Below are 23451 nucleotides of genomic sequence, written 5' to 3' on the forward strand. Positions count from 1 at the left end.
ACGTCAGCTACGGGCGCCGGGGGCGCGACCCAGTGCCACCGTGAGCTCCGCCCTCCTCCGGATCCCCAACTTCCGGTAAGCGCTGGTCAGATGTGTCTCCACCGTCCGTCGTGCCACATGCAGCAGCTCCGCTATCTCCGTGTTCGTGCGGCCGTCTGCCGCCAGTTCTCCTATCCGGCGCTCGCTCGCCGTCAGTGTCGTAGTGGTGCGGCGGGCGCCGCCCTCGCGGAGGGCCTCGTCGGCGGCCGAGCGTAGGCGTACGGCGCCCAGGCGTTCGGCTCGTTCGGCGGCCTCGCGGAGGGACTTGCGGGCTCGGGTGCGTTCGCCGGCGGCGATGAGCTGGCGGCCCCGGGCGATCAGGGTCGGGATCAGTTCCGTTTCGACGGAGACCTCGCGCAGGACTCGTACCGCCTCGTCCGTCAGGTCCAGGCCGTGGCGTCCGCCTGTTGCCGTGCCGAGTACCCGCAGTGAACGGCCCACCAGGCGTGGGGTGTTCCACACCCGGGCCAGGTGCAGTTCCTCCTCCGCCAGTGCCAGGGCCTCCCGGGGGCGGCCCAGCGCCAGCCTGCACTGTGCGGCGGCTGCCCGCCACGGTGTGACCACCGGGCTCAGTACGTCGCGTGCCGACTGGCGGCGTCCGCACTCCAGGAAGTCCCCCAGCGCGCCGGCCGGATCACCGGAGGTGGCGCGCACCACGCCCCGGGCGTACAGGAAACGGTTCAGCTCCCAGGAGTCGTGCGACTCGCGAAGGTCGAACGCGTCGGCCAGCTGCCGGGCCTCGGCGAGGCGGCCCGTCTCGACGAGTGCCAGTAGGACGTGTGCCTCCACGTTCGTCGGCCCTGTTCCGGGGGCGGCGCCGGGGCCGGCGGCTCCGGGCTCGGCCCTCTCCTCATTGTCCCTTTCGCTCCCAGTGCCTCCCTCGCTCCCCTTACTCCCTTCACTCCACGGGGCCTCCTCTGCCCCCGTTGCCCACTCCAGGCCGAACCTGAACCCCGACCCCGACCCCGGCCTCGAGACATCACTCGTCCCCGCGCCGTCCCTCCGCCACGACTCCGGCTCGCTCAGCAGTTGCGCGTAGTCCCCGCGGGCGGCGGCTATGTCCGCCCGGACGTTCAGCAGCGCCTCGTGCATCGGATGGAGCAGGGTCGGGCGTTGGCCGGTCAGGCCTCGGTCGGTCAGGCGTTCGGCTTCGTCCAGTTCGTCGGCCCATTGGGCCACCGCTGCCGCCGTGCCCAGGAGGAACGGCTCCGCCAGGGGGTCGGCCGGTTCCGCCAGCAGGGCGCGTACCTGCTTCATGGCGTCGTCCGCCGACGTAAGGCCCGCTGTCGCCTCGTACCGTACGAGGAGGGCGCGGCCTGCGGGGCCCAGTGCCTCCGGGGAGTGTTCGGCGGTGTCGCGCAGCCAGCGGTACATCTCCTTGCGGATCGTCTGGTCGTGGTCGCTCAGGAGTGCCGAGGCCGTCTGGACCGTGCGGAGCAGGTCCGGGTGGTTCGTCAGCTGGCCGTCCAGGTTGCGGAGCAGCGTCACCGCCGCGCGTGTCTCGCCGCGTCTGGCCAGCGCCGTGCCCAGGGCCACCGCCGCCTGGACGCGGTACTGCGGCAGGCCCGGCAGGCGCATCGCCTCGGTCAGGCGTGGGATGCCCGCCGAGGAACGTACCGAGGCGAACTCCAGTGAGCCCAGTTCGGTCAGCACCTCGGCCCGGCGGCCGTCCGACATCGGCTCGTCCAGCGCCCGGCGCATCAACACCACCGCGTCCTCGGTACGGTCGTCGCGGACGGCGCCGCCCGCCGCGTCCAGCAGGGCGTCCGTCGCCCACACCTCGCCCATCGTGCCCGAGCGCAGCAGCAGCCTGGCCACCGTCGCCGTCGGGATACCGCGCCGCAGCATCGCCTCGGCCGCCGCCCCGTGCGCCGCCTGCCGGTCGGCGGCGCACCAGCCGGCGAGCACCGCGTCCCGCAGCAGCGGGTGGGCATAGCGGGGCAGGCCGCCGTCGTCGCCGCGGCGCAGCATGCCGAGCCGGGGCATGGCGGTCAGCCAGCCCCGTACCCGGGCCGGGTCGGCTCCGAGGGTCTCCACGGTCTCGGTGAACAGGTCGACGTCGACACCCTCCGGCAGCCCGTCCAGCTCGTCCAGCGCGGCGAGCACCCGCGCCGCCTCGGCCGTCGCCGCCCCGGCGCACTCCAGCCACCAGGACACCGCCGCCGGGTACGCACCCGGATACAGCGCCGCGCACGTCTCCGGGAGCGCGGCCGGCGCAGCGGCGGCGCTCACGTCCTCCAGGAGGGCACGCAGGAGCAGCGGGTTGCCCGCGCTCGCCCGTACGTAGTCCGCCACCCACTTCTTCGGCACGTCGCCCACGGCCGAACGCACCAGGTCCGTCGCCGCGTCCAGACTCAGCGGGGCGAGGGTGTGGGTGCGTACGAGGGCGGGGGAGAGGGTGTGGACCAGGCCGGCGGACGGCGGGGCCACGTCGTACTGGCTGCGTTCCGTCACCAGCAGCAGTACTGGTAATCGGTCGACCCTGCGCGCCGCCTCGATCAGCCAGCACCGCGAGTTCTCGTCCGCGAGGTGTACGTCGTCCACGGCGACCAGCACCGGGCCCTCGGCCGCGTACGCGCGCAGCAACCGCCAGAGCCGGGCGGCGGCCGGTTGCGGCTCGTCCGCCGCGGTGGCCGCCGGCTCGCACAACTCCTGTATGGGGGAGAGGAGTTGTTCTACGACAGGGAGATGGGCGCCCGTCGTGCTGCCCTGTGGGGAGCAGCGGACGCGCAGGACGCGCATGCCGTGCGCCTCCGCGTCGTCGGTGGCGGCCTCCAGGAGTGCGGTGCGGCCGGTGCCGGTGGCGCCGCGCAGCAGGACCAGGCGGCCCGATCCCGCGCGGGCGCGTGCGGCCTCGTCGGCCACCAGTGCCAGGGCCTCCCGGCGCTCATACAGCGAGGAGAGCGGTGAGAGCGATGAGAGCGGTGAGGATGGGGGCTGCATGCCTGCCTCCTGTCGTGGGTAGTCCTGTCGCGGGTGGGAACCGGCCGGTCTCTTGGTTCGCTCGCTTCTCTTGGTTCTCTTGGTTCTCTTGGTCTTCTGGGTTCTCCGGGTTCTCCGGGTTCTCCGAGTTCTCTTGGTCTAGAGGGCCGGACAGGCCGAAAAGGTTGAACCGCCGGCCGATCTCGTGGTGTGTCTCGTGGTGGTCCACGATTGTGCGCGCCCCATGAGCAACAGAAGTGTTGGCTGTGCACGTCTGCCACCGACCGCTCACAGGTGGCGGCACCTGACCCTGGGGGCAGTTCTTGCGCACCACACTCCGCACCACGGGCCCCGGCACCGGGGCCGGTACAAGGGCCGCCGGTACGGGACCCGGTACGAGGACCGCCGGTACCGCACCCGCCGAACCCGGGCGCCGCGTACCCGTCGCCGTGCACGCGTCCGACCCGATCTCCCGCGCCGGCGCGGTCAGCCAGCTGCGGCAGCACCCGGTCGTCGACCTCCGCGAGGAGACCGACACCGGACCCGGCATCGTTGCCCTGCTGGTCAGCGAGAGCCTCGACGAGGCCACGCTGTCGCGGCTGCGCCGGCTCGTCCGCAGCGAGGGCGCCAAAGCCGTTCTCGTGGTGGGCATGCTGCGCGAGAACGAACTCCTGGACGTCATCGAGTGCGGCGTCGGAGCCATCGTCTGGCGCCACGAGGCCACCGGACACCGGCTGGCACAGGCCGTGCTCGCCGCCGCCCGGGGCGACGGCGACCTGCCCTCCGATCTGCTCGGCCGGCTCATCAGCCAGGTGGGCACACTGCATCGCTCGGCGGCCGGCCAGCCCGGTGCCCCCACCTCGGGCCTCGCGCCGCGCGAGGTCGATGTCCTGCGCCTCGTCGCCGAGGGACTCGACACCGGGGAGATCGCCAGCAAGCTGTCCTACTCCGAGCGCACGGTCAAGAACGTGATGCATGGACTCACCACCCGGCTGCACCTGCGCAACCGGGCGCATGCCGTGGCCTATGCCCTGCGCGAAGGCTACATCTGACCGAACGGGCAATCGAACGCGGCGCGCGGACACCAACTCGTGCCCATCGTCCGTCCCTTGCGTGCCTGCGCGGACGGGCACCCCGGACGGCACTATGGCCATGAGACATGTGCGGCACACAGGGGCACGGCACACGGGGGTACGACGGGCAGGGCGGCGGGAGCGCGACAGTGATCCACGAGGTGGACGAGGTCCTCAAGGGGCTGCTCGGCGGTGGCGCCCTGGCCGGATCCGGCATCGACGTCTTCCTCGACGCCCCGACCCGCGACTGGGCCGCCCGCCGCAACGGCCCGGCGATCAACGCCTACTTGTACGACATCCGCGAGGACGTCGCCCGCCGCCAGCGCGGCACCGTCTCCGTCCGCGACGAACGCGACGTGATCGTACGGCGCCGCCAGCCGCCCCGCTGGTTCCGGTTGTCGTACCTCGTCACCGCCTGGACCAGGCAGCCCCAGGACGAACACCGGCTGCTGTCGGCCGTGTTGACCAACCTGCTGCCCCGCGAGCTGTTGTCCCCCGAGGAACTCCCCGGCGCTCTCGGTGACTTGGGTCTGTCCGTGCCGCTCAGCGTGTCCGGAACCCATACGGAGTCCCGGTCCCTGGCCGAGATCTGGTCCGCCCTCGGCGGCGAACTCAAGCCGTCCCTCGACCTCGTGGTCACGGCCCCCTTCCCGGGCTTCCCCGAGTACGACGCCGGACCCCCGGTCACCGAGGGCGCCGCCGTCCGCGTCCGCGCGATCGACGGCTCCCTGGAGGACTCACCCGAACGCGCCCATCAGCCACGGCACTTGGAGAAGGGCCGGACGGGGCAGACGGGGCAAGCAGGGCATGCAGGTCAGGCGGGGCGAACGGGGACGCGTACTCCGTGACGGTCGGCGTCCCCACTCTCGCACCCACCTCCTCCGGGCTGCTCACCCGCCTCTTCCAACTCCGCTCCCAGACAGCCCAGTTGGTCGAGCGCCGCAGCGCCGACGATCCGACGGCCGGTGATCCGCTGCGGGGGCTGTATCTGTCCGAGGAGGCGATACGGCATCTGCTCCGACGGCCCGTCCCCCAGGCACCCGGGAACAGTCTGGCGACGATCGACGGCGACGACCCACTTGCACGGCTGGCCGCCCGCCTCGGCCTCGTCGCCCTGGACGTCCACATCCTCCTCGCCGCCCTCGCCCCCGACCTCGACCGCTCCTTCGAGCCCCTGTACGGCTATCTCAACGACGACGTCGGCCGTCGCCGGGCCACCACCGGGCTCGCCCTCGATCTGTGCGGACTCCCCGTGCACGAACCGGCCGCCAGGGCCCGCTTCCACCCCTCGGCGCCCCTGACCGCGCTCGGCCTCCTGGTCGTCGAGGAACCCGAGCGCCCCTTCCCCAGCCGCTCGTTGCGCGTCCCCGACCGGGTCGCCGCCCACCTCCTCGGCGACGACACCCTGGACGCGGCCCTCGCCGGTCACGTACGCCCCCTCGCACCGAACGCCTCGTACCCCTCGTACGCGACCGAGTTCACCGACAAACTGGCGGCACTGCTGACAGGCAAGGCGTCCACCGCCCCGCCGCCCACCGTCTATCTGCGTGAGCACCGCGAGGGCGACGGCCTGGCCTGCGTCGCGGCGGCCCTGCGCACCGCCGGACTCGGCGCGCTGCACTTCTCCGGCCCCGACGAGCGGCTCCCCGACCTCCTCCGCGAGGCCCGGCTCAGCGGGCGGGTCGTCGTCGTGTCCCCCCTGTCGGACCAACCCGCCACCCTCGTAAGGGCGTTGACCGGCCCGGACGTGTCGGACGTACCCGTACTGCTCACCGGCTCCCGCCCGTACGACCCCCAGTGGTCCGAGGACGACCCCCTGGTCCTGGAGTCACCCAGGCAGCGCGCCGGCCAGGTGAACACCTGGGGGGACGCGCTGCGCCGGCGCTCGGACCCCGACGGCCCGAGCTTCGCCGGTCTGGGCCCTGAGGACCCGAGCCTCGCTGCCCTGGACCCCAAGGACCCGAGCTTCGCTGGCCTGGACCCTGACGCCCCGAGCCTCGCCGGTCTGGACCCTGACGGTCCGAGCCTTGCTGGCCTGGACCCCGAGCACCCGAACCTCGCTGGCTCGGGCCCTGACGCTCCGAACCCCGCCGCCCCGAACCCCGAGGACCCGAACCTCGACGACCCGGACCCCGCTGGCCCGAACCTCGCCGGCCTGGACCCCGCTGGCCCGGACCCTGACGCCCCGAGCCCCGCTGGCCCAGGCCATGCCGACCCGAGCCTCGCCGCCCCTAGCCCCGACGACCCGAGCCTCGCCCACCCGGCCCGAGACGAACCACCGAACCTGGGCTTCGACCTGGCGGCCACAGTCGCCCCCTACCGCCTCGGCGTCGACCACATCACCCGGGCCGCCCGCGCAGCTCAGCGCCTCGCCGGGTTCGACGGGACCCCGGTCACCGCCGCCCATCTGCGGCTGGCCGCGCGGCAGCAGTCGGCGTCCGGGCTTGAGCGGCATGCCCGGCGCATCCGGCCCGATGTCGGCTGGGCGGATCTCGTCCTCCCCGGCAAACCGCTCGCCCAGCTGCACGAACTCGCCCTGCGCGCCCGCCATCGCGACCAGGTCCTCGGTGACTGGCGGCTCAGCGCGGGCGGTGGCCGGGGCCGGGGCGTGCTCGGGCTGTTCGCGGGGGAGTCCGGCACCGGGAAGACGCTGTCCGCCGAGGTCGTCGCCGCCGAACTGGGCCTGGATCTGTATGTAGTTCAGCTGTCTTCCATCGTCGACAAGTACGTCGGGGAGACCGAGAAGAACCTCGAACGGATCTTCACCGAGGCCGACCGTACCGACGCCGTGCTCCTCTTCGACGAGGCCGACGCCGTCTTCGGGAAGCGTTCCGAGGTCAAGGACGCGCACGACAAGTACGCCAACATGGAGAGCGCGTATCTGCTCCAGCGGCTGGAGTCCTTCGACGGGATCGCGCTGCTCACCACCAACCTGCGCGCCAACATCGACGAGGCGTTCACCCGCCGCCTCGACCTGGTGGTCGACTTCCCGTTCCCGGACCCCGGCCAGCGCCTCGCCCTGTGGCGGCACAGCCTCGCCCGGGTGCCGTGCGCCCCCGGCACCGACGCGGCGCGGGTCGCCGGCGCCTTCGAACTGGCCGGCGGCTCGATCCGCAGCGCGGTCGTCACGGCCGCCTACTCCGCCGCCGGACGCGGTGGACCGGTCACGACGGCGGACCTGGTGGAGGGCGCCGAACGGGAGTACCGCAAGGCCGGGCGGCTGGTGCCGGGCGAGGGTTCCTGGTAGCCGGACAGCACTCCAGGGACAGGGAAGGCCACCGGATCATGACTCCCCGACCCCCGACCCCCGACGTGCCTCACCCGAGAGTTCGGCTCACACGGTGAAGCGGACCGCCTCCAGCTGCTTGTGCTGCTCGATGTTGCTCCCGATGTACTTCCACTTGCCGGGGTCGGTGCAGACCAGACCCAGCCAACCGCCGTCCTCTACATGGGGGTTGCCGCAGACGGAGCCGTCGAGGACCTGGATCGTGAGGCCCTGCAGGGGTTCGTCCGACTCCTTGGTACTGCCGAGGTAGTTGTCGATCCCGTCCGCCGCGCCCGTCCACTTCGTGCCCTTCCAGTTCTTGTACTGGAAGGCACCGCTGCCCCGGGTTCCCTTGGTGCCGGACACGGCGATGTTGAGGGCCTTGATCGGCAGCTCCTTGCCCGTGGTGCCGGCCTCGGCACCGTCGCACACCGGCTCCTGCCAGCCCTGGTCGGCGACATAGGCGCGGTAGCAGATGTGCCGGCCCGCACTGCGCGCGGCCAGCTGCGTCACCGCCGTGGCGGCGGTCACCTCGGGCGCCTTGGTCTCCTTCTCCGGCGCGCCACCGCCGCCGTCACTCCCGTCCCCGCTTCCGCCCCCGGCGGCCGGGGTCTCCGCCGCCTGCGGGGGTGCGCTCACGACGGGTTCCTGGACGGGCTCCTCACTGGGCGCGACGGGCGGCGCCGTGGCCAAGGCCGTGGGGCTGGGCGGCGGAAGGGTGCTCACGACGCCGGCCTCCGTCAACTCCGTCGCCCTGGTGGTGACTTGGGGCCTGTAGGAGATCCAGAGCATCACGAAGGTGATGGCGAGCGCGAGGAAGACCCCGAGGAAGGTCGCCAACCAGCGGGGCAGGAATCCGCGTTGTACGTACGTCCCGTCGACGTCGATCGGCACGGCGCCGGAGCGTTGCACGGCCAGTGTGTACGGCCGGTCCTCCTTGCTGCCGAACCAGATGATCTGGCGGGGCTTGAGGCGTGCGTCGACGAACACCGCTCGCCCCGGCTCGACTTGGACGCTGCCCGGGTGGATGTCGTACGACAGGTTGTCGCCGTTGTCGCTGCCGCTGATGGAGGCGGTGAGTTTGGTGTTGCCGAGGTTGTCGACCGCCAGCTTCGGGCGGCCCCGGAAGCGGCCCTTCACGGTCGGTGGGACGAGTTCGGCCCGTACCTCGCTGAAGGGGGTGATCGTCAGATTGCCCTCGGGGACGGTCGTCGCCTCCGGGTGCTCGGTCGGCGTGATGCGGATGGCGTACGGGTTCGGGCCCGCCGTCGCGTCCGGGGTGCGGGGCGGGGCGAAGGTCAGGTCCACCGAGCCCGTCGTACCCGGGTAGAGGCGGAGCGTCTGCGGTTCCACCGTCGTCCAGGGGGCGATGGGGCCGACCGCTTCGAAGCGGTACTCGTCGACGACGTCACCGGTGTTGCGCAGGCGAAGCCGGACGGTCGTGCTGCCGCCGGGGTCGACGGTCGCGGAGGCGGGCTCCAGGGAAGTCCAAAGGCTCACTGGGTTGTTCACTTCCCGGTTGTGTAGGTGAACTCGGCCGCGATCCGGACCGGTCGGCCCCCCAGCCTTACCCGTGCGGGAGGGTTGCCGGGAGAGCCGCAGGGGCAGACGTACGGGCAGGACAGACGGCGTCCGGGGGTCGCAGGCCGCGTGGATTGCCCTTGTGGGCACAGAAGTTGCCCCGCATCAGGTACCGCAGGCCGTTCCGCCGGGCCCTTTGCGCGCGTGAAGGTGGGAGACGTCCTGTCTCGTACCCCGAGGAGATCAGAGCATGCCGTCCTACCTGTCGCCCGGCGTATACGTCGAGGAGGTGGCCAGCGGCTCGCGTCCGATCGAGGGAGTGGGCACTTCGGTCGCCGCCTTTGTCGGACTCGCGCCGACCGGCCCGCTGAACGAGCCGACGCTGGTGACCAACTGGACGCAGTACGTCGCTGCCTTCGGGGACTTCACCGACGGCTACTACCTCGCCCACAGCGTCTACGGCTTCTTCAACAACGGTGGCTCGGCCGCGTACGTCGTCCGCGTCGGGGGTGCGCCCGGTGGCGCTGCGGGCGGTTCCGTGCCCGCCAAGTCCCTTGCGGGCGCGGCCGATCGGGCCGCGCTGCCGGCCGGTGAGCCGAAGCAGCTCGGCACCTTCAGCGTGACCGCGATCGCGGGCGGCTCGCTGAGCGTCGAGGTCGCCGACCCGGAGGGCGAGGGCCCCGCCGAGCGGTTCAAGCTGATCGTCAAGGACGGCGACAAGCCCGTCGAGACCTTCGACGTGACCGCCAAGAAGGGCGGCCGCAACTACGTCGTCACGCAGGTGAAGGAGCGCTCCAAGCTCATCACCGTGCAGGAGTCGGCGCCCGCCGCGCAGCTCGCCCGCCCCGACAACCAGACCGTGGCGCTCGCCGCCCCGGCCGCGCCCGCCCCGGTCGTCCCGGCGACGGCGGAGGACGAGGGCGCGCACGCGGGCCCCGCCGAGTACCTCGGCGACTCCGCCGACCGCACCGGCTTCGGTGGCCTGGAGGCGGTCGACGAGATCTCGATGGTCGCGGTGCCCGACCTGATGGCGGCCTACCAGCGCGGCGCGATCGACCTGGAGGCGGTGAAGGCCGTACAGCTCGGTCTGATCGCCCACTGCGAGCTGATGGGCGACCGCGTCGCCGTCATCGACCCGCCGCCCGGTCTGAACGCCCGTCAGGTCCGGGTCTGGCGCCAGGAGACGGCCGGCTACGACTCCAAGTACGCGGCCCTGTACTACCCCTGGATCAAGGCCTTCGACCCGGCCACCGGCCAGTCCCGCATGATCCCGCCGAGCGGTCACATCGCCGGCATCTGGGCCCGCAACGACTCCGAGCGCGGGGTGCACAAGGCGCCCGCCAACGAGGTCGTACGCGGCGCGGTGGACCTGGAGATCCAGATCACCCGGGGTGAGCAGGACCTCCTCAACCCGATCGGCGTCAACTGCATCCGCGCCTTCCCGGGCCGGGGTATCCGCGTCTGGGGTGCCCGCACGATGTCCTCCGACCCGGCGTGGCGCTACCTCAACGTGCGCCGCTACTTCAACTACCTGGAGGAGTCGATCCTGATCGGCACCCAGTGGGTGGTCTTCGAGCCGAACGACCACCAGCTGTGGGCCCGGATCCGGCGCAACGTCTCCGCGTTCCTCGTCAACGAGTGGCGCAGCGGCGCGCTCTTCGGCCAGCGGCCGGAGGAGGCGTACTACGTCAAGTGCGACGACGAGACCAACCCGCCGGAGTCGGTCGACCTCGGCCGTGTCGTCTGCGAGATCGGCATCGCGCCGGTCAAGCCCGCCGAGTTCGTGATCTTCCGGCTGGCCCAGTTCTCGGGCGGCAGCGGGGAGTTGGAGGAGTAGGCCCGCTCTGGCTTCGCACGTGATCGTCAAGTCCCCCAGACACACAGAGAATTAAGAGAGTTAAGAGAGCCAGATGAGTCTCCAGCCGGGTGACGCCCTCACCTCACACAATTTCGGCCTGCAGATCGACGGCGTGATGGTCGAGTACCTCGCCGAGGTCAGCGGCCTCAGCATCGAGCAGGACGTCATCGAGTACCAGCAGGTCTCCGCCCAGGGCAAGCCCGTCACCAAGAAGCTGCCGGGCGTGAAGAAGGCGGGCACCTGCACGGTCGTGCGCGGTATGACCCAGTCCGCCGCCTTCAACCAGTGGATCACCGAGTCGGTCGCCGGGCAGATGAGCACCGCCCGCAAGAACGCCACGATCATGGTGATGGACTACCAGAACAACCCGGTCAAGCGTTACAACATGCGCAACGCCTGGTGCAGCAAGATCGACACCAGCACGGTGAAGGCCGGCGAGGCGTCCGCGCTGCAGGAGACGGTCACGATCACGTTCGAAGAACTGGTCATCGAGTAATGCGCCGTACGTCACCCAGGCAGGCCGGGGTCGCGATGGCCGACCCCGGTCCGGCCTCCCTCGGGGCGGAGGCGGCACCGGCGACCGAACAGGTCGCCGCCGCCACTCCCCAACGGCTGCGCACCGAGTTCGAGTTCGAGCTGCCGCGCGGCTACGTCGACGAGGCCGGCACGGTGCACCGCGACGGTGTGATGCGGCTGGCCACGGCCCGGGACGAGCTGATCCCCCTGCGGGACATGCGCGTTCAGGAGAACCCGGCGTATCTGTCGGTGGTCCTGCTCGGCCGGGTCGTCACCCGGCTCGGCTCGCTGCCGCTCGTCCACGACGGCGTGGTGGAGAACATGTTCGCCTCCGACCTCGCCTTCCTCCAGGACTTCTACCGGCAGATCAACGCCGAGGGACACACCCGCGCCGGGGTGACCTGCCCGCACTGCGAGCAGCCCTTCGAGGTCGAACTCGGCGGGAGCCGCCTGGGGGAATCGTGACGTACGCGACCGACCGGCTGTACGAGGAGATCGCGTACGTCGCCTACCACTTCCACTGGAGCATGGACGAGATCCTCGACCTCGAACACCGCGACCGGCGCCGTTACACGGACCAGATCGCGGCCCTTGTCACGCGCGCCGCGGGCGAGGGGTGAGGGCGTGGGCATCGTCGGGCGGTTGAGGGCACGTCGTCGGGGGGCCGAGGAAGCCGCAGCGTCCCGGACGGCAGCAAGTTCCCTCCCTGGTAGGGGAGTTGACGACGGGAACGAGTCCGAGTCCGGGGCCGGGGATGTGCTGCCCGGTCCCGGGGCTCGTGTTCCGTCGGCCGGGTGGTCCGCGCTGCCGCCGATGCAGCGCGCGACCACCGTCGGCCGCCCGGGGGTCGCCGACGCCGGCTTCGCCGCCCGGCTCACGACCTGGCAGAACCCCTCCTTCACCGGAACCCTCTCCCACGCCGTCCTCGACGACGCACCGAGCGGCCTGGTGAAGGGGGCACTCGCCGAGTCACGGGGCCCGGGCACGGGCCTTGAACTGCCTTCACTGTCACTGCCGTTGGCGATGACGGAGGAGGAGCCGGTTGGTGGCGAGCAGACGGGTGGAGCCTCTGGAGTGGCTTCCGTCCAGCGGGTGAGTTTTCCGGGGGCGGTCGCTCGGGCGGCGGGGCCTCGGGTTGTGCCGGTGGTGGGGAGTTCGGGGGGCGGGGCGGCAGCTTCGGGGGCTTCCGTCGGCGCGGGCTCGGCTGGTGGTGCGGGTGCGGGTGCGGTGCCAGTACCGGCACCGGTACCGGTTGTCGGGCGACGGCCCGTTGTGGGGGCTGTGCCGGTTGTGCAGCGGCGCCCGGTTGTCGGGGCGGCTCCTGCCTCGGCAGGGGCGCTGCCTGTTGCCGGTGAGAGGTCTTCCGCGGGTGCAGGTGCGGGTGCGGGTTCCGGCTCGGGGGCGGGTGGAGAGGCGGGTGCGGGTGCGGCCGGTTCCAGGGCTTCCTCCGTTGCCGTGTCCTCGTCCGTGGCCGGTGCTGTGCCGCTGACCAGGGTTTCCGGTGCGCCGGTGGTGCAGCGGCGGAGCCTGCCGGTGGCGACCAGGAAGGCTGCGGGGGCGCCTACCGGGGGTTCCCGTGGCGGTACGGGTGCTGCTGCTCCGGATGCTCCGGTTGCCGCTCCCGTGTCTCGGGGTGCCGCCCCGGAGTCCTCGGCAGGCGTCTCGAACTCGGTGGACTCGGCCGCGCTTCCGGCGGGGCCGACCGTCACCTCGACGGCATCGGCCACTCCTCCTGTACGTCCGACTGCGGCTTCCTCGGGTTCGGGTGCCGCGTCGGTTCGGTTGGCCCCCGAGGCGTCGGGGGCGGCGGCTGACGTGCCGGTACGGCCGGTCGATGCGCGGGCCGCGGTGCAGAGGTCTGCTGCTTCGGCGGGGTCAACTGCTGTTCCGGCGGGCCCCGTTGCCGCACCGTCCGGCTCCGGCTCCCGTTCCGTGTCTCCGGGGTCGGCGACCACTTCTGCCGTGCCCGGCACCGGGCCGGTGGCGTCGCGTTCCGCTGCGTCCTCGGCGTCGAACGCGGCCGTTGCGCAGACGTCGCCCAGCTCTGCGGCATCAACCGGCGCTCCGACAAGGCCGGTTGACGCATCCCAGGGTTCCGCTCCGAACTCCTCCCGGGGGTCCGTGCCGATCACGCCCCCGGCGGTGCAACGGGCCGCCGGTCCAGCTGGGCCAACCACCGCTCCGGTACGCCCGGTTGCCGGGCCGCCAAGCCCCGGTTCCGCCTCTGCGGGGCCGTCAACCACTCCTGCTGTCGCACAGGGTGTCGCACCAACACGCCCCGTCGTCACGCCGTCGAGCCCAAGTGCCGTACCTCCGGGACCGGTTGGTCTCTCTGCGGCATCGAACCCGGCCCCGGCGGGATTGAACCCGCCCCCGGTGCAACGAGCCGCCGCCTCGACGGCACCGGAGACCAGCTCCGCGATCCCGGTCGCGTCCCCTGTGATCCCGGCCGCCTCTTCCGCGACCCCGGCCTCGGCGTCCGGCGCCCCGGTTCGGCAGATGCCCTCTGCCAGCGTTGGCGCGCGAGCCGTCAACCCGGCCTCTCCGATGCAGGCGACCGCCCCCGCGCCTTCGGTTACCGCTGCCGCATCCCAGGCCCCGGTCCAACGGGCGCCCTCTGCCGACGTTGGCAGGCGAGCCGCCAGCTCCGCCTCCTCGATGCCGGTCGCGTCCTCCGCGATCCCGACCACCGCTGCCGCGTCGTCGGTTGCCGCTGCCGCGCCCCCGGCTCCGGTGTCCGGGGCCCCGGTCCGACAGGCGCCCTCTGCTGACGTTGGCAGGCGAGCCGCCAGCTCCGCCTCCTCGATGCCGGTCGCGTCCTCCGCGATCCCGACCACCGCCCCCGTGTCCTCGGTTGCCGCTGCCGCATCCCAGGCCCCGGTGTCCGGGGCCCCGGTCCAACGGGCGCCCTCTGCTGAAGTTGGCAGGCGAGCCGCCAACCCCGCTTCCCCGTTGCAGGCCGCCGCCCCCGCGCCCTCGGTCGCCTCTTCCGCGACCTCGACCTCGGCCCCGGCCTCCGGCATCCCGGTTCGGCAGACGCCCTCTGGCGACGTCGGCACGCGAGCCGCAGACCCCGCCTCCTCGATGCCGGTCACGTCCTTCGCGATCCCGGCCTCCACCCCCGCGCCCTCGGTCACCGCTACCGCACCCCCGGCCGCGGCGTCCGGCACCCCGGTCCGACAGACGCCCTCCGTCGGCGTCGGCACGCGAGCCGCCAACTCGGGCGCCCCGGCGCGTACTTCCGCAGCCCAGGCGCCAGAGCCCACGGCCCCCAGCACCCCACGCGACGCCGTCCCCCGCAGCGCGCCCCCGGCTCCCGCCCAGGCGCCGCACGCCGACGCCCCGACGAACTCGGCGGCGGCCCCCACTCCCGTACCGAACCCCCAGACCAAGCCCCTGGCCGGACTGGCCGCCCCGATCCAGCGAGCGCCTGCCGCCGCCGGGACCCGGAGTGCGGCCCAGCCCACGTCGACCACCCCGGCACCGCCCGCGCCCCGCCGCCGTACCTCCCTGGGAGCGCCGCTCTCCGCACCGCCCGCAGACGCGACCCCCTTGGCGAGGCGTGCCCAACCGACGGCCCCCGCCATCCCCGGAACCAACGCCGGTGCCCCCGCGACACCGATACAGACACCGACACCGATGCCCGCACCCGGTGCGCCCGTCCAGCGCGCCGCAACCCCACCCCCGGCACCCTCGATCCCCGTACCGGCCAAGGCAGTTGCAGCACCCGGCACCAACAACGCACCCACGCCGAGCCTCCCCACCCCGAACGAAGCCCCCGTGCCCCCGGCAGCCGCAGCCCCCGTACGCCCAGTACGCCCCGCCCCACCCCGAATCCAGCGCGCCCTCTCCTCCGCCCACCCCCTGACCACGACGGTCCCCGTGCCATCCCGCGTCGCGACAGGCGCCCCCCAGGCACTCCCCGTCGCCCGCAAGGCCGTACCCCTGAAGCGCCCCACACCTATCGCCGCACCCACCGCCGGCCACCCGACCGCCACCCCCGTCGGACACACCCCCGTGCCCCTGCCGCCACCCCCGGTCGCGCACGGCGTCTCCGGCAGCAGCACCCCCGTACAGCGAACGCACTCCGCTCCACCGGCGCCGCCGCGCCCGCCGATCACCACCAGCGCACCCGCGCAGGCCCCCGTACCCGCCGCCGTCCGTATCCAGCGGCGCATGCCCGCGTCCCGGAGCGCCCCCCAGACACCGCCACCACCCACAGCCCGATCCCAGTCCCAAGCCCAGTCCCAGTCGCAGCCCAAGTCCCCTCCCCCCTTCGACGCGAAGGCCCTGGACGACCATCAGCTCGACGAACTCACCCACCGTCTGATCGACAGGGTCACCCGCAAGGTCCGTACCGAACTGCGTCTCGACCGTGAGCGCATCGGGAAGCTGCGCGACCCCCGTCACTGACACACAGCTCCCTCAACTCCCCACCGAACTCCCGTCGACGACAAGTCCGTTGAAAGGCCCCCATGCCCACCGATACCGACCCGGGCTCCACGATCTTCTTCACCCTCACCATCGACGGCGAGAGCCTCGGTTACTTCAACGGGTGCGAGGGCCTGTCGTCCGCGGTGGAGATCGAGCACCACCAGGAGGGCGGCAACAACGGGTTCGTGTGGGCGCTTCCGTCGCGGGTGACGTTCTCGAACATCCGGCTGACCCGGCCGCTGACGCCGGACACCTCCAAGGTCGCCGCCTGGATCTCCAGCGTGACCACGGGAGTTACCCGGCCCACCGCCCAGATCGCCGCGCTGCGCGCGGACGGTTCGGAGGTGGCGCGCTGGGGGCTGATCGACGTACTGCCCGTGAGCTGGCAGGGCCCCTCCCTGGACCCCGCCAACCCGAGCGTGGCCACCGAGGTCCTGGAGATCACCCACCACGGCTTCACGGACTGAGCGAGCGGACGGGAAGAGGACGGCAAGAGGACGGGAAGAGGCAGGAACCACATGGCAAAGGGCAGCAAGGGCGGCAAGGGCGGTGCCGGGAAGAGCCTGGTGCGGGCCACGCTCGCCATTCACGAGCCGCCGATCGGCTACAGCACCACACCCGGCGCGCTCATCAAGAACTTCAGCTTCGACTTCAACCCCTCCCAGCTCTCGCTCAGCCGCCGCGCCCAGTGGAAGACCACTCCCACCGCGGCCGTCCGCAAGGGCTCGCTGCCGGAGTTCCAGGGGCCGTTGCCGCGCGAGATGACCGTCGAGATCTTCCTCGACTCCTCCGACGACCCGACCAGCAACAGCGTGCTGAAGAAGGTCGAGGCGCTGTTCGCCTGCTGTGAGACGACCGCGAAGAGCATCGCCGCCAACCAGTCGTCGACGCCCTGGGCCGTCTTCGAGTGGGGGTCGTTCTCCACCGCGCGGTTCACCGCGTACGTCAGTGCCGTGGACGCGACCTACACCCTCTTCGGGACGACCGGTGTGCCCATCCGGGCCACCTGTCAGGTACATCTGCACGAGATTCCCAGCAACACCAAGGGGCAGAACCCGACATCGGGCGCGCTCACCGCGCAGCGCGTGCACCGGGTCGTCGCCGGGGACTCGTTGCAGTCGCTCGCCTGGCGGGAGTACGGGGACGCGAGCGCCTGGCGCGCCATCGCCGAGCTGAACGGCATCGACGACCCCAACCGGCTGCCGAACGGACTTGAACTCGTCCTGCCGGCCGCCGAGGAGGTGGGCGCCTGATGGTCCAGATAGCCTTCTCCAGCCTCATCAGCGTCAAGATCGGCGGCGCCAAGCTGCCCGACGACATCGCCTCCCTGCTTGTCGGCGGCTGGGTCGATCTGGGGGCCGGGGTGCCCGGCGCCTTCCGGCTCACCTTCCGCGACCCCTACCACCTCGTTCTCGGCAAGCTCGGCGTCGACTTCGGAACTCCCGTGGTCCTGGCGCCCGTTGCGGCCGGGAAGGGGGCCTCCGACCCGTTGATCACGGGCGAGGTCACCGGTATGGAGACCGACTACGACGGCACCGGCACCTTCACCATCATCCGTGGCTACGACCCCGGGCACCGGCTGATGCGGCAGCGCAGAGTGGCCGCCTACCGCAATCAGACCGCCTCCGACATCGTCCGAAAGGTCGTCGCCACGGCGGGAGTTCAGGTCGGGAAGGTGGAGGCCACCAAGACCGTCTACGAGTTCATCAGTCAGGCCAACATCACCGACTGGGACTTCCTCGCGCGGCTCGCCGACGAGAACGAGATGGTCATGTCCCTTGATGAAAAAGGGAAGTTCCAGTTCCTCAAGCCCGATCCCGCGTCGGGCGCGCCGCCGGTCAGCACCCCGGGTTCGAGTAGCCCGTTCGTGCTGGAGGCCGGTACGGGGGACGTCCTGCGCTGCCGGGCCGCCGTCACCTCCGCCGACCAGATCGCCAAGGTCGAGGCGCGGGGATGGGACGTGACGACGAAGAAGAAGCTCACCGCCACCTCGCCCGCCGCCACCACCCCGCTCATCGGCATCGGCACGACCCCGAAGAAGGCCTCCGCGCCCTTCAAGGCGGGCATCCTCGTCGAGACCGACACGCCGTACGACCGTCAGTCCGAGGTCAAGTTCGCGGCCGGCGCCCTCGCCGACGACGTCACCTCCTCCTTCGCCGAGCTGGAGGTCACCGTGCGGGGAAATCCCAAGCTGCGGCCGGGAGTTCCGGTGACGCTTGCCGACGTCGGCAAGCCCTTCGAGGGCAAGTACACCTGCACCTCCGTACGGCACGTCTTCGGCGACGGCGACCACTACGAGACCCTCGTGACGGTCAGCGGACGCCAGTGGCGCTCCCTGTTCGGCCTCGCCTCCGGCGGCGCCGCGACCACCGCACCCCGGCTGCCCGGCGTGGCCAACGCGCTGGTCACGGACGTACAGGACCCCCTGAAACAAGGGCGGGTGAAGCTTCAGTTCCCGTGGCTGGACGACGCGTACGTGAGTGACTGGACGCGGGTCGTGCAGCTGGGCGGGAAGGGCGGGGGCGGGATCTTTCCGCTTGATGTGGGAGACGAAGTGCTGGTCGCCTTTGACCGAGGGGCACTTGACCATCCGTTCGTCGTCGGCGGGCTCTACAACGGGCGGGACAAGCCGACCGTCGTCAAGGACGTGTGGCTGCACGACCCGCTCAAGAAGAAGGCGATCCGGCACACCCTGTCCGACCGGGAGGGCAACCGGGTCGACCTGCTCAGCCAGCAGACCGGCCTCCGTAAGCAGGGGGTGCGCATCGCGAGCGGCAACGACCGGCTGACCATCAACCTCGACCGCACCAAGACCGAGATCACCGTGGACAGCAAGGGGTCCGTCAGCATCACGGGCGGCACCTCGGTGTCCGTGGACGCCGGTACCGATCTGACGCTGAGCGCCCGCCGGGCCATCAACATCAGGAGCGGCGGCATCCTCAACCTCCAGGGCCGCGGCATCGTCAGCCTCAAGTCGCTCGGCGGCGCGGTCAACGTGGACGCGGTCGGCGCCCTCAGCCTCAAGGCGAAAGGCACCGTCCAGGTCAACTCCATCGCCAACGTGAGCCTTCGGGCCTTCAACCTCAAGCTGGACGGCATCGTGGCGGTCAACAACAAGCCGTACCCGCTCCCGTGACAACCGACAAGTGTCCTGGTCCTGAGAAGTGTGCGCAGAAGAAGGCAGGTGGGTCTGAAGATGGCCGAGCAGTTCGTCGGTTCCGGGTGGGCGTTCCCGCTGCGCATCGGGCCCACCGGGGGCATCGCCCTCGTCAGCGGGGAGCGGGAGGTCGAGGAGGCCATCCGGCTGGTGCTGGCCACCGCGCCGGGGGAGCGGCCGATGCGGCCCGAATTCGGCTGTGCCATCCACGACTTGGTGTTCGCGCCGGTCAACGAGGCAACCGCGGGGCGTATCCAGCACGAGGTGTACTCCAGCCTCGACCGCTGGGAGCCGCGCATCGAGGTCGACGACGTGGAGGTCACCGCCGGTGCCGAACAGGGCGTGCTGTTCATCGACGTCCGCTACTCGATCCGGGGCACCAACAACCCGCGCAGTCTCGTCTTCCCCTTCTACGTCATCCCCTCCCACGAGGAGCCCGACGCGTCCGGTGGCTCCGGTGAATCCGGTGACTTCGGTGGCTCCGGCGATCTGGGCAACTCCTTTGAAAGCGACCGCTGATCACCGATGGCCCTGCCTTCCCCGAACCTTGACGACCGCCGCTTCCAGCAGTTCGTCGACGACGCCAAGCGTTACATCCAGCAGCGCGCCCCGGAGTGGACCGACCACAACGTCTCCGACCCCGGCGTCACCCTCGTGGAGACGGTCGCGCACATGGCGGACCAGATCGTCTACCGCCTCAACCGCGTCCCGGAGAAGAACCACCTCGCCTTCCTCGACCTGGTCGGCATCACCCTCTTCCCGCCCTCGGCGGCCCGCACGGACGTGACGTTCTGGCTGTCGGCGCCGCAGGAGGAGACCGTGCTGCTGCCGACCGGTACCGAGGCGGCCACGCTCCGCACCGAGAGCGAGGAGGCCGTCGTCTTCGCCACGGAGCGCGAACTGGCCATCGTGCCCTGCGAGTTGGGGCACCTGGTGGTGCAGAACGACGGCGTGCCCGTCGCCGACCGCACCGCCGACCTCACCGAGGGCAAGGACGTGCTGTGTTTCGCCGAGGCCCCGAGCCCCGGCGACTGCATGCTGTTCGGGCTCAGCGCGGCCGTACCGCACTGCGCGATCGCCCTCGACCTCGACAGCCGCGTCGACGGCGTCGGCGTCGACCCGCGCCAGCCGCCGCTGCTGTGGGAGGCCTGGACCGAGGACGGCTGGGCGGCCTGCGAGGTCGACCGCGACGGCACCGGCGGCCTCAACCGCCCCGGCGAGGTCATCCTGCACATCCCCGGCGGCCACACCCTCTCCCGCACCGGCGGCCGGGAGGCCGGCTGGCTGCGCTGCCGGGTCACCGAACCCCTCAACAACCAGCCCTTCTACACCACTTCACCGACCATCCGGTCCGCCGAGGCCTTCACCATGGGCGGCACCACCCGCGCCGTCCACGCCGACACCGTGTACGACGAGGCCCTCGGCGAGTCCAGCGGCCTGCCCGGCCAGCGCCTTCGCCTGGCCAACGCGCCCGTCGTCGGCGACGACCCGCCCCTGCTCCTCCAGTCCGCCGCCGGCGCCGAGGGCTGGACGGACTGGCAGGTCGTCCCGCACTTCTCCGCCTCCGCCCCCGACGACCGCCATCTCACCCTCGACGCCGCGACCGGCGAGATCGCCTTCGGCCCCGCCGTCCGCGAACCCGACGGCACCCTGCGCCAGTACGGAGCCGTCCCGCCCAAGGGCGCGGTCCTGCGCGCCCGCCGCTACCGCACCGGCGGCGGCAGGTCCGGCAACGTCGCCCGGGGCGCCGTACAGGTGCTGCGCAGCTCGATCCCGTACGTCTCCGAGGTGATCAACCGGGAGGCCGCGCGCGGCGGCGTCGACGGCGAGACCGTCGAGGAGGCGAAGGTGAGGGCGCCGATCACCCTGCGCGCCCAGGAACGTGCGGTCACCCTCCGGGACTACGAGGAGCTGGCCCGCCGAGCCGCCCCCGAGACCGCCCGCATCACCTGCCTGGAGGGGGAGGAGGGTGAGTACGGGGCTTATGCGGTACGGGTGTTGGTGGTGCCGCAGGCGGTTCCGGATCCTGGCGGGCGCCTGCGCTTCGAGCAACTCGTCCCGGGCGATGCGTTGTTGCAGCGCATCACCCGCCATCTCGACGAACGACGCCTGATCGGGACGCGGTTGGCGGTCGGGCCGCCCTTCTACCAGGGGGTGACGGTGGTCGCGACGGTGCACGCCTTCCGGGGCGTGGACACGGACCGCGTACGACGCAAGGCGCACGACGCGCTCTACCGCCACCTCGACCCGCTCACCGGCGGCACCGACGGCAAGGGCTGGCCCTTCGGGCGTCCCGTGCAGTCCGGCGAGGTCTTCGCGGTCCTGCAACGCGTACCCGGCGTGGAGTTGGTCGACGAGGTGCAGCTGCACCCGGCCGACCCGCTCACCGGCAAGCGCGGCGAGGCGACGAACCGGATCGATCTCGCCCCGCCCTCCCTGGTGTTCTCCTTCGACCACCGGGTGCGTGTGATCGGAGACGGTGCATGAATCTCGTTGACTTCCCAAACTTCCCATGTGGGAGGGACCGTTGAGAGGTTCTATCGACGGACTCGGCTCCTCCGCGCCCATCGGCGCGATGCTCCCGGCGGTCTTCGCCGACGACGACCTCGCGCAACGCTTCGTCGGCGGGCTGGACGACGTAGTCGCCCCGATCCTCAACGCCCTGGACTGCCTGGACTCCTACTTCACGCCGTCCCTGGCCCCCCTCGACTTCACCACCTGGCTCGGCAGCTGGGTCGGCGCCGAGATCGACGGCACCGAACCGGAGGACCGGCTGCGTGCGGCCGTCGCCGCCGCCGCGTATCTGCACCGGGTACGCGGCACCGTACGAGGCCTGTCCGAGGCCGTACGGCTCGCCTTCGGGGTGATCCCGGAGATCACCGAGAGCGGCGCCGCCGACTGGCACGCCCGCCCCCTCGGACCCGTCCCCGGCGACCCCCGCCCCCATCTGCACGTCACCCTGCGGCTGCCCGCCCCGACACCGGCGGACGAACACCGGCTGGACAGCCTCGTGGCCGCAGCCCGACCCGCCCACATGCCCTACACGGTCAAGGTGACCGCCGCCGAAAGGACCCCGGAAAGATGACCAGCCAGAGCTGCGCCGAATGCGGAACACGGGCGGAGCCCGGCCAGTCCTTCTGCGACGCCTGCGGGGCGGTGCTGAGCTGGTCGGACCGGGAGAGCGCCGCCCGGGGTGGCGCCGATCCCGTACGCGTGCCGGCGGGGGAGCCTGTGGGTGCGGCGGGCACGGCGGGTACGCGTCGTGAGGAGACCCGGTCGGCGAGCGGGGCGTCCACGGCCCCCGCACCCGGTCGGGACGCGTTCTCCCGCCAGGGGCCCGATGGCACCGGGGTGCCGCCTCGTAGGGCGTCGGCCCGGATGGAGGAACAGCCGGCCCGGACGGAGGAACAGCCGGAGCGGCCGGAGCGGTCGGAGGAACGGCTGGAGCGGCTGGGTGAACGGCTGGAGCGACTGGACGAGCGGCTGGATCAGCGGCTCGGTGAACGCACGGACGAGCGGCCGGGGGCTCCGGGGGCTCCGGAGGGGGCCGACGACGACACCCTGCCCCAGCCGTCGGTACCGGGCGCGGACAATGCCTCCGCGTCTGCTGCGTCCTCCGCGTCTGCCGCATCCTCCGGGTCCTCCGCATCCTCCGCGTCCGCGGTGCCCGCCGCGCCTGAGCCTGCGCCGGACGATGCGGCGGCCCGCGCCAGGTCCCTCCTCGTGCCGGTCGCCGACCCCGAACCCCGGGCCGCCCCGGAACCGTCCGTCGCTCCGGTGCTGCCCGGCCGCCCGGTCGCCGACCGCCCGCAGGTCCGTACCCCGGGGCGGGATCCCGGCGTACAGGGCGGCCTGCCGTGCCCCTGGTGCGCCACGCCGAACATGCCCGACCGGCACTTCTGCGGTCGCTGTGCCATGCCCATGTCGGGCCATGGCCCCGACCAGCCCGGTCTGCGGCGGCCGTGGTGGCGCCGGCTGCTCGACCTCCGCAATGGTGAGACGCCGTGGGCGGGGGACCGTCCGCGACTGCGCCGGGGCTTCGGGCGCGTCCTGAACTGGGTGGTCGGCGTGCTGGTGCTGACCCTGGCGATCGTGGCGATCATGAACGTCGGCGACGCGGTGAACGGCATACGCGACCACTTCGCCAAGCGGGCCCCGGTCGACCCGGACAAGGTGACCGCCTCGCGCTCGTACCCGGGCCACAAGCCCGAACTGGTCTTCGACAAGCGGAGCAACACCTGGTGGGGGCCCGGGGTCACCCAGTCCGGCGACGGGCAGTGGATCGAGGCGCGCTTCACCGAGCCGACCCGGCTGCTGGACGTCATCATCACGCCCGGTGTCTCGTCCCGCCCCGAGACGATCACCGAGTCGGCCCTCCCGAAGCGCATCGAGGCTCAGATCACGACCGCCGACGGGAAGAAGACGACGCGGATGCTCACCCTCGACCAGGGTGCGGGCGGGCAGCGGCGGGCGTTCCGGGTGGGGGCGGTGACGTCGGTGCGGTTCGTACTCCGCTCCGCGCATGCGGCGTCCGCCGAGAAACAGGTGGCCATCGCGGAGATCGAGTTCTTCGGACGGTCGAACGCGAGTGCGTCGTAGGGGGCCGACAAAACCGGGTTCTCGCCCCCGCCGCCCCTACCCATTCCCGTCCCCTGGGGGCTGCGCC

The 23451-nt window shown here is 72.0% G+C and carries 17 protein-coding genes; 15 read left to right on the forward strand and 2 right to left on the reverse strand.

Translation table 11 applies throughout. The features are described 5' to 3' along the window. Positions 1 to 3: 3 nt before the first annotated feature. Complete coding sequence (locus ACWDR4_RS00760) at positions 4 to 2982, reverse strand: AAA family ATPase (protein ID WP_450402117.1); 2979 nt, start codon at positions 2980 to 2982, stop codon at positions 4 to 6. 302 nt (positions 2983 to 3284) lie between these two features. Here ACWDR4_RS00760 and ACWDR4_RS00765 point away from each other — a divergent pair, with 302 nt between their 5' ends. From ACWDR4_RS00765 to ACWDR4_RS00775, 3 genes are all read left to right on the forward strand, one after another. After that, entirely contained in the window at positions 3285 to 4013 is a 729-nt protein-coding gene (locus tag ACWDR4_RS00765; RefSeq protein WP_450402119.1) for a helix-turn-helix transcriptional regulator, read from the forward strand. A gap of 170 nt (positions 4014 to 4183) precedes the next feature. Further along, positions 4184 to 4882, forward strand: a complete 699-nt coding sequence (locus ACWDR4_RS00770; protein WP_450402517.1) for a DUF4255 domain-containing protein — start codon at positions 4184 to 4186, stop codon at positions 4880 to 4882. Further along, on the forward strand, positions 4879 to 7281 hold the full coding sequence (locus ACWDR4_RS00775) for an AAA family ATPase (RefSeq protein ID WP_450402121.1): 2403 nt from the start codon (positions 4879 to 4881) through the stop codon (positions 7279 to 7281). Before ACWDR4_RS00770 ends, ACWDR4_RS00775 begins: the two co-directional genes overlap by 4 nt. 87 nt (positions 7282 to 7368) lie before the next feature. Here the strand turns inward: ACWDR4_RS00775 and ACWDR4_RS00780 are convergent, their stop codons facing one another. After that, positions 7369 to 8799, reverse strand: a complete 1431-nt coding sequence (locus ACWDR4_RS00780; RefSeq protein WP_450402122.1) for a hydrolase — start codon at positions 8797 to 8799, stop codon at positions 7369 to 7371. 271 nt (positions 8800 to 9070) lie between these two features. Between ACWDR4_RS00780 and ACWDR4_RS00785 the strand changes: the two genes are divergently transcribed. The 12 genes from ACWDR4_RS00785 to ACWDR4_RS00840 all read left to right on the forward strand — a co-directional run bounded on the left by ACWDR4_RS00785 (position 9071) and on the right by ACWDR4_RS00840 (position 23384). Continuing rightward, complete coding sequence (locus tag ACWDR4_RS00785) at positions 9071 to 10657, forward strand: phage tail sheath subtilisin-like domain-containing protein (protein WP_450402124.1); 1587 nt, start codon at positions 9071 to 9073, stop codon at positions 10655 to 10657. A 73-nt stretch (positions 10658 to 10730) separates the two neighbouring features. Next, a complete protein-coding gene (locus ACWDR4_RS00790) occupies positions 10731 to 11174 on the forward strand; it encodes a phage tail protein (RefSeq protein ID WP_450402125.1) in 444 nt (147 codons plus the stop codon). Continuing rightward, complete coding sequence (locus ACWDR4_RS00795) at positions 11174 to 11659, forward strand: hypothetical protein (protein WP_450402127.1); 486 nt, start codon at positions 11174 to 11176, stop codon at positions 11657 to 11659. The genes ACWDR4_RS00790 and ACWDR4_RS00795 overlap by 1 nt, the downstream gene beginning before the upstream one ends. After that, positions 11656 to 11814, forward strand: a complete 159-nt coding sequence (locus ACWDR4_RS00800) for a DUF6760 family protein (RefSeq protein WP_235479579.1) — start codon at positions 11656 to 11658, stop codon at positions 11812 to 11814. Before ACWDR4_RS00795 ends, ACWDR4_RS00800 begins: the two co-directional genes overlap by 4 nt. A 2332-nt stretch (positions 11815 to 14146) precedes the next feature. After that, positions 14147 to 15607: a hypothetical protein gene (locus ACWDR4_RS00805; protein WP_450402129.1), complete on the forward strand. Its 1461-nt coding sequence runs from the start codon at positions 14147 to 14149 to the stop codon at positions 15605 to 15607. 62 nt (positions 15608 to 15669) lie between these two features. Further along, complete coding sequence (locus ACWDR4_RS00810) at positions 15670 to 16095, forward strand: phage tail protein (RefSeq protein ID WP_450402132.1); 426 nt, start codon at positions 15670 to 15672, stop codon at positions 16093 to 16095. A 51-nt stretch (positions 16096 to 16146) separates the two neighbouring features. Then, positions 16147 to 16881: a CIS tube protein gene (locus ACWDR4_RS00815; RefSeq protein WP_450402134.1), complete on the forward strand. Its 735-nt coding sequence runs from the start codon at positions 16147 to 16149 to the stop codon at positions 16879 to 16881. Further along, positions 16881 to 18764: a VgrG-related protein gene (locus ACWDR4_RS00820; protein WP_450402135.1), complete on the forward strand. Its 1884-nt coding sequence runs from the start codon at positions 16881 to 16883 to the stop codon at positions 18762 to 18764. Before ACWDR4_RS00815 ends, ACWDR4_RS00820 begins: the two co-directional genes overlap by 1 nt. A gap of 60 nt (positions 18765 to 18824) precedes the next feature. Continuing rightward, positions 18825 to 19304, forward strand: coding sequence for a GPW/gp25 family protein (locus ACWDR4_RS00825; protein ID WP_450402138.1), 480 nt, complete (start codon positions 18825 to 18827; stop codon positions 19302 to 19304). 6 nt (positions 19305 to 19310) lie between these two features. Beyond that, on the forward strand, positions 19311 to 21272 hold the full coding sequence (locus tag ACWDR4_RS00830; protein ID WP_450402139.1) for a putative baseplate assembly protein: 1962 nt from the start codon (positions 19311 to 19313) through the stop codon (positions 21270 to 21272). Between the two features lie 40 nt (positions 21273 to 21312). Next, the gene (locus tag ACWDR4_RS00835) at positions 21313 to 21870 is read left to right on the forward strand and encodes a phage tail protein (protein WP_450402141.1); all 558 of its coding nucleotides are present in this window, start codon (positions 21313 to 21315) and stop codon (positions 21868 to 21870) included. Beyond that, on the forward strand, positions 21867 to 23384 hold the full coding sequence (locus ACWDR4_RS00840; RefSeq protein WP_450402143.1) for an NADase-type glycan-binding domain-containing protein: 1518 nt from the start codon (positions 21867 to 21869) through the stop codon (positions 23382 to 23384). The genes ACWDR4_RS00835 and ACWDR4_RS00840 overlap by 4 nt, the downstream gene beginning before the upstream one ends. The last annotated feature ends 67 nt before the right edge of the window (positions 23385 to 23451 follow it).

The organism is Streptomyces sp. NPDC000878 (assembly GCF_053599695.1).